Annotated in this window: 6 protein-coding genes; all 6 read left to right on the forward strand. The window is 48.6% G+C overall.

The features are described from left to right. Nucleotides 1-106 precede the first annotated feature (106 nt). The 6 genes from OCV69_RS13870 (at nucleotide 107) to OCV69_RS13895 (ending at nucleotide 6260) form a co-directional block, all read left to right on the forward strand. Complete coding sequence (locus OCV69_RS13870) at nucleotides 107-1486, forward strand: MATE family efflux transporter (RefSeq protein WP_262563163.1); 1380 nt, start codon at nucleotides 107-109, stop codon at nucleotides 1484-1486. Nucleotides 1487-1531: 45 nt separating this feature from the next. Then, a complete protein-coding gene (locus OCV69_RS13875; RefSeq protein ID WP_158359890.1) occupies nucleotides 1532-1951 on the forward strand; it encodes a PPC domain-containing DNA-binding protein in 420 nt (139 codons plus the stop codon). A gap of 150 nt (nucleotides 1952-2101) precedes the next feature. Further along, nucleotides 2102-2584 (forward strand): transcription elongation factor GreA, encoded by a 483-nt coding sequence (gene greA / locus OCV69_RS13880; protein ID WP_022273844.1) that lies wholly within the window; start codon nucleotides 2102-2104, stop codon nucleotides 2582-2584. Between the two features lie 22 nt (nucleotides 2585-2606). Beyond that, entirely contained in the window at nucleotides 2607-4595 is a 1989-nt protein-coding gene (lysS, locus tag OCV69_RS13885) for a lysine--tRNA ligase (protein WP_158359892.1), read from the forward strand. A gap of 319 nt (nucleotides 4596-4914) precedes the next feature. After that, nucleotides 4915-5124, forward strand: a complete 210-nt coding sequence (locus tag OCV69_RS13890; RefSeq protein WP_470207087.1) for a WCX domain-containing protein — start codon at nucleotides 4915-4917, stop codon at nucleotides 5122-5124. A 41-nt stretch (nucleotides 5125-5165) separates the two neighbouring features. After that, nucleotides 5166-6260, forward strand: a complete 1095-nt coding sequence (locus tag OCV69_RS13895; RefSeq protein ID WP_158359894.1) for a Fic family protein — start codon at nucleotides 5166-5168, stop codon at nucleotides 6258-6260. Nucleotides 6261-6350: the final 90 nt, after the last annotated feature.

Consider the following 6350-nt stretch of genomic DNA (forward strand, 5'->3'; position numbering starts at 1 on the left):
GAACAGTCCGGCTGTTCTCTGACGGAAAATCGGAGAGCAGCCGGGTTGTTTTTTTAAAAACCCATGCTAGAATAATAGCTATCAGAAAAAAAGGGGAATAAAAAGAATGGCTTCACTGAAGAAATTATTTGCACCCGTGGATATGACAGCGGGGAAACCATGGAAAAACATTGCGCTTTTTACGATCCCGATGATCATCGGAAACATCGCGCAGCAGCTTTATAACACCGTAGACAGCATCGTCGTGGGAAAATTTGTGGGAGACAACGCCCTGGCGGCTGTGGGCAGCGCCAGTCCCATTTTTAACATGCTGCTGGTGCTTTTCATCGGGATCTCGGTGGGGACCAGCGTCATGGTCTCCCAGTATTTCGGAGCCAGGGACAGGGAGCAGCTTTCCAGGACCATCGGCTGCTGTGTGACTCTGACGGCGGCCGCTTCGGTATTCATTATGATCGTGGGCTCCCTTGTGGTCCGGCCGCTGCTGGAGCTTTTACATACGCCGGCCAGCATCATCGACTGGTGCGCGTCCTATCTGACCGTCTTGTTCTACGGGATCGCCGGTGTGGCTTATTATAATATCCTGGGAGGCGTCCTCCGGGGACTGGGGGATTCCGTTTCCGCACTGGTATACCTGCTGGTGGCTACGGTCATCAACATCGTCCTGGACGTGTGGTTCGTCGCAGGCCTGGGCCTGGGAGTTTTCGGCGTTGCCCTGGCTACGGCCATTGCCCAGGCGGTATCCGCCGTTCTCTGCTTTTTAAAGCTTGCAAGGATGAGCGAGCTTTTTGATATGAAGCCCCGGTATCTGAAGGCACATAAGGACAATGCCCTCAACATCATCCGTCTGGGACTTCCGTCAGGCTTGACCCAGGCCATCTTCTCCCTGGCCATGATCATGGTCCAGTCGCTGACCAACAGCTTTGGGGAGATGCTCATCGCAGCCAACGTGATTATCATGCGTGTAGACGGCTTCGCCATGATGCCCAACTTCTCCTTCGGCACCACCATGACCACCTATGCGGGCCAGAACGTGGGAGCGAAGCAGTACGACCGGGTGGAGCAGGGAGCAAAACAGGGGACCCTCATGGCTATGGGCGTTTCGGCCTCCATTACGGCCTTGATCCTTATATTTGGAAGGTATCTGATGGGGATCTTTACTTCGACCACAGAGCTGGTGGATCTGAGCTTCTATATGATGCGGATTCTGGCTGTTGGCTATATCGCCATGGCGGTGACCCAGAGCCTTTCCGGCGTCATGAGAGGAGCCGGAGACACCATGACGCCCATGTGGATCTCCCTGTTCACCACAGTTGTGATCCGTGTCCCGGTGGCCTATGGGATCTCCTGGCTCACCAGAACGCCGGAGCTTCCCAATGGGCGCAGCGAGTGCGTGTTTATCTCCCTGCTCCTTTCTTGGGTCCTGGGAGCCGTCATGACGGCTGTCTGCTATAAGAGGGGACGCTGGAAAAAGAAAGCGATCCAGTAAAAATGGAGCGAATATACTATATAATATGGAAGGAGACCGTTGACTATGGAATACCGCAGATTTGAAAACACAGTGATCGTCCGCATGGACAGAAACGAGGACCTGTTTGCCGAGCTTAAGAAGGTGGCTCTTAAGGAGAACATAAAACTAGCCAGCATCAGCGCCCTGGGCACCTTCAGCCATATGAATGTGGGAGTTTACGACCTGGACCAGAGAAAATTTGTGGGCAACGACTTTGACGGTATGTTTGAGATCGTTTCCCTCACCGGTACCATCAATACCATGGACGGGGAGTATTACTGCCATCTGCATACGGCGGCCGGAGATAAAAACGGAAACGTGTACGGCGGCCATTTAAGCGCCGGAACCGTGGGAGCTACCTTGGAAATGGTCATCACAGTCATCGACGGGACCGTGGACCGGATCAAAGATCCGGATACGGGGTTAAACATTTTTAAATTCTAAAAGGAATAGAGGCTGGATGGGATCCGGCGGGGCGGAATAAGGAAAAACGCTCCGCCGGATTCTTGACAATGCCAGGGGTTCACGCTATAATACACTGGATGTTAGTATAAAGGGGCAGTTTGCCCTGAATATAAAGGAAGGTATGACGTCATGGCAGATAAGAAACACATTTTGACTTATGCAGGACTGAAAAAATATGAAGATGAGCTTCAGGATCTTAAAGTAAACCGCCGTCGTGAGATCGCCCAGAAGATCAAAGAGGCCAGAGAGCAGGGCGACTTATCCGAGAACGCCGAGTACGATGCAGCCAAGGATGAGCAGAGGGACATCGAGGCCAGGATCGATGAGCTGGAGAAGCTGTTAAAGAATGCAGAAGTCGTTGTTGAGGATGAAGTGAACCTTGACAAGATCAGCATCGGCTGTGTTGTCAAAGTATATGACGTGGAGTTCGAGGAAGAGATGGAGTTTAAGTTAGTTGGTTCCACTGAGGCCAACAGCCTTCAGAACAAGATCTCCAACGAATCTCCTGTGGGCCATGCGCTGATCGGCAGAAAAGTTGGCGACGTGGTGGATGTGGAAACCCAGGCAGGAATGCTCCAGTATAAGGTATTAGATATCAAGAGAGTGGATTAATTACTAAAAGGAGAGAAGAGCAGTGGCAGAGCAGGGAAACCAGAAGAAGGGAAACGGCCAGGAGCAGGATTTAAACCAGCTTCTCAAGGTGCGCCGTGAAAAGTTAGCAGAGCTTCAGGCAAATGGAAAGGATCCGTTCCAGATCACAAAATATGATGTGACTGTGCACAGCACAGACGTAAAAGAGCAGTATGCAGAGTATGAGGGGAAGGAGGTTTCCATCGCAGGACGTATGATGAGCAAGCGTGTGATGGGAAAAGCCTCCTTCTGCAACGTCCAGGATCTGAAGGGAAACATCCAGTGCTATGTATGCCGGGATGACCTGGGCGAGGACACATATAAGGATTTCAAGAAAATGGATATCGGCGATATCGTAGGGATCAAGGGCTTTGTATTTACTACAAAAATGGGCGAGATTTCGATCCATGCCCATTCCGTGACCCTGCTTTCCAAGAGTCTCCAGATCCTTCCGGAGAAATTCCATGGACTGACCAATACGGATATCCGTTACCGCCAGAGATATGTGGACCTGATCATGAACGAGGATGTAAAGGATACCTTCATCAAGCGTTCCAAGATCCTGGCCGCCATCCGTAAATACCTGGCTGACGAGGGCTTTATGGAGGTGGAGACTCCCATGCTGGTATCCAATGCCGGAGGAGCTGCCGCAAGACCCTTTGAGACTCATTTCAATGCCCTGGACGAGGATCTGAAGCTCCGTATTTCCCTGGAGCTTTACTTAAAGAGGCTGATCGTGGGCGGTATGGAGCGCGTGTATGAGATCGGCCGCGTATTCCGTAACGAGGGCCTGGATACAAGACACAATCCGGAGTTCACCTTAATGGAGCTTTACCAGGCATACACCGACTACCATGGCATGATGGATCTGACAGAGAACCTGTACCGCTTTGTAGCCCAGGAGGTCCTGGGGACCACAAAGATCGTTTATAACGGCATTGAAATGGATCTGGGACAGCCCTTTGCCCGTATGACCATGGTGGAAGCTGTTAAGAAATATTCCGGCGTGGACTTTGATGAGATCCATACCCTGGCAGAGGCTAAGGCTGCGGCCAAGGAGCACAACATCGAGGTGAAGGCCCGCCACAAAAAGGGCGATATCTTAAACCTGTTCTTCGAGGAGTTTGTAGAGGAGCACCTGGTACAGCCCACCTTTATCATGGACCACCCGGTGGAGATCTCCCCCCTTACAAAGAAGAAGCCGGAAAATCCAGAGTATACAGAGCGCTTCGAGTTCTTTATGAACGGCTGGGAAATGGCCAACGCGTATTCCGAACTCAACGATCCCATCGATCAGAGAGAGCGCTTTAAGGCCCAGGAGGAGCTGCTGGCCCAGGGAGATGAGGAAGCCAATCACACAGACGAGGACTTCTTAAATGCCCTGGAGATCGGTATGCCTCCCACAGGCGGCATCGGCTTCGGCATCGACCGTATGTGCATGCTGCTGACTGACTCTGCTGCGATCCGCGATGTCCTGCTGTTCCCAACAATGAAGAGTCTGGACGCAGGAAAGAAGGAAGAGAAGAAGGCCGCTTCCTTAGACGCTGCCATGAACCAGGCTGCCGAAGTCCTTGCACAGCAGCTTGAGGCCATGCCGGCAGCAAAGGCAGAGCCGGTGGACTTCTCCAAGGTAAAGATCGAGCCGTTATTCGAGGATCTGGTGGATTTCGATACCTTTGCAAAATCCGATTTCCGCGTAGTGAAGATCGAGGAGTGCGAGGCGGTTCCCAAGTCCAAGAAGCTTCTCAAGTTCATTTTAAACGATGGAACCGACCGGAAGCGCACCATCTTAAGCGGTATCCACGACTACTACGAGCCGGAGGAGCTGGTTGGAAAGACATGTGTGGCCATCACCAACCTGCCTGTGAGGAAGATGATGGGTATTCCCTCCGAGGGCATGCTGATCTCCGCTGTGTACGAGTACGACGGACGGGAAGGACTGAACCTGCTGATGCTGGACGATGCGATCCCGGCAGGAGCAAAGCTGTACTAAGATGATGTAAAGATGTACCGTTTTGCAAAATAAACAGGACGTACTTCATTTGATAAAAAACTGAAAAAAACAGCGATTTACATCAAACTTACATCAATTGATGCAGAAATCGGTGCAAGCAAGAAAAAATCGCATAATTAGTACGATGAATGGGCAATTCCAATCGGGATTGCCCATTTTTAAAACAAACAGAAATACAACTCGGAATTTATGGAGGAGTATATGGACTGGTTAAATGTATTCGGACTGATAATGATTGCAGTCACTATGTAAACGCACCATAGCAAGTACCTGTTCATAAGCTTTATTTTCTGCAATAATAGTTGACCGCTTTGGAGAAGATGTGACAACCCTTGCGTATGATATGACTTCTTCCAGAGTACAGACCGAAGTACCAGCCAGTCCTGCCTTTTTCAGTTGGGTGTCTGGCTTTAATGGCAAGGTACAGATGCTTGCACCGGAAAGTGTAAAAGAACAGTACAGACAGATGATTGCACAAGCCGATGAGGGTATGCAGGAAAGCGAATAATGCAGATTTGAATTATAAGACTATGAAGCGAGGTAGTGGATATGGAAAAAGACCCGTTTAAGGAATATTTGAGGGAGTCTGAACCGGATAAAGCTTATAAGGGGTATGCTTGGAGTACGGCAATCGGACTTCAGGCAGTGGACGGACTCAAACCATCTAAATATTTGATTGATACTGCCATTCAGAACATTGAAGGTAAAATCACGATGAAGGAAGCACAGAGTCTTATTGACAGCTATTATGAAGAAAGACCAGTGCATTTGTCCGATGATGAGCGTACCGAAGAAGCAGATAAGGTTTCATCCCGTATCGCAGAAATTCTTTCTGAAACAGCGTTTTCATTTTCGCCAAACGAATATATCTCTATCCATCGTAAACTCTTTCAGGGTATTTATAAACACGCCGGAAAGATTAGAGATTACAACATCACAAAGAAAGAATGGGTGCTTGATGGAGCAACCGTTATGTACGGTAGTGCGTCCGAACTGAGAGCTACACTTGAATACGATTTTTCGCAGGAGAAAGATTTTAGCTACAAAGGACTTTCAATGGACGAGATTATCCATCATCTTGCGGTATTTGTTTCAAGGTTATGGCAAATCCATATCTTCGGGGAAGGTAATACGAGAACAACGGCAGTGTTCTTCATCAAATACTTAAAGGCGCTTGGGTTCTCTGCAACCAATGATATTTTTGCAGAAAATGCGTGGTATTTCAGAAATGCACTTGTCCGTGCAAACTATACGAACTTGCGAAAAGGTATTCACGAAACAACAGAGTATCTGGAAGCGTTTCTCAGAAATCTACTTTTGAACGAGAAAAATGAGCTTCATAATCGAAATCTTCATATAAGTGGACTTTTGAACGAAGAAAAAGTGGACATTCAAGATACAAAAGTGGATAATGAAAGTGTACTTTCCGAAAAAGGTAGTGATTTCTCGGTAAAAACGACGATTCATATCCATAGACTTTTTGAAAAGTTTGGTTTCGATGAGGTGTTTGGAAGAAGTGCAGTTATGGAACTTCTTGGGCTGAAAGGTTCAGGTGCTTCAAAACTTCTTTCCAATTTAGTGCAGGCAGATATTATTGAGCCAGTATCCGGTCACGGAAAAGGAAGATATAAATTTAAGATGTAATTTGGGCATTGTAGGGGGCTGTCGGTTAATACCGATTTTTTCCCCGGATAACAAAAGAATGAGACAGTCCGCAGAACTCCTGGCTTTTTC

The organism is Alitiscatomonas aceti (assembly GCF_025567195.1).
Lineage (GTDB): Bacteria > Bacillota > Clostridia > Lachnospirales > Lachnospiraceae > Alitiscatomonas > Alitiscatomonas aceti.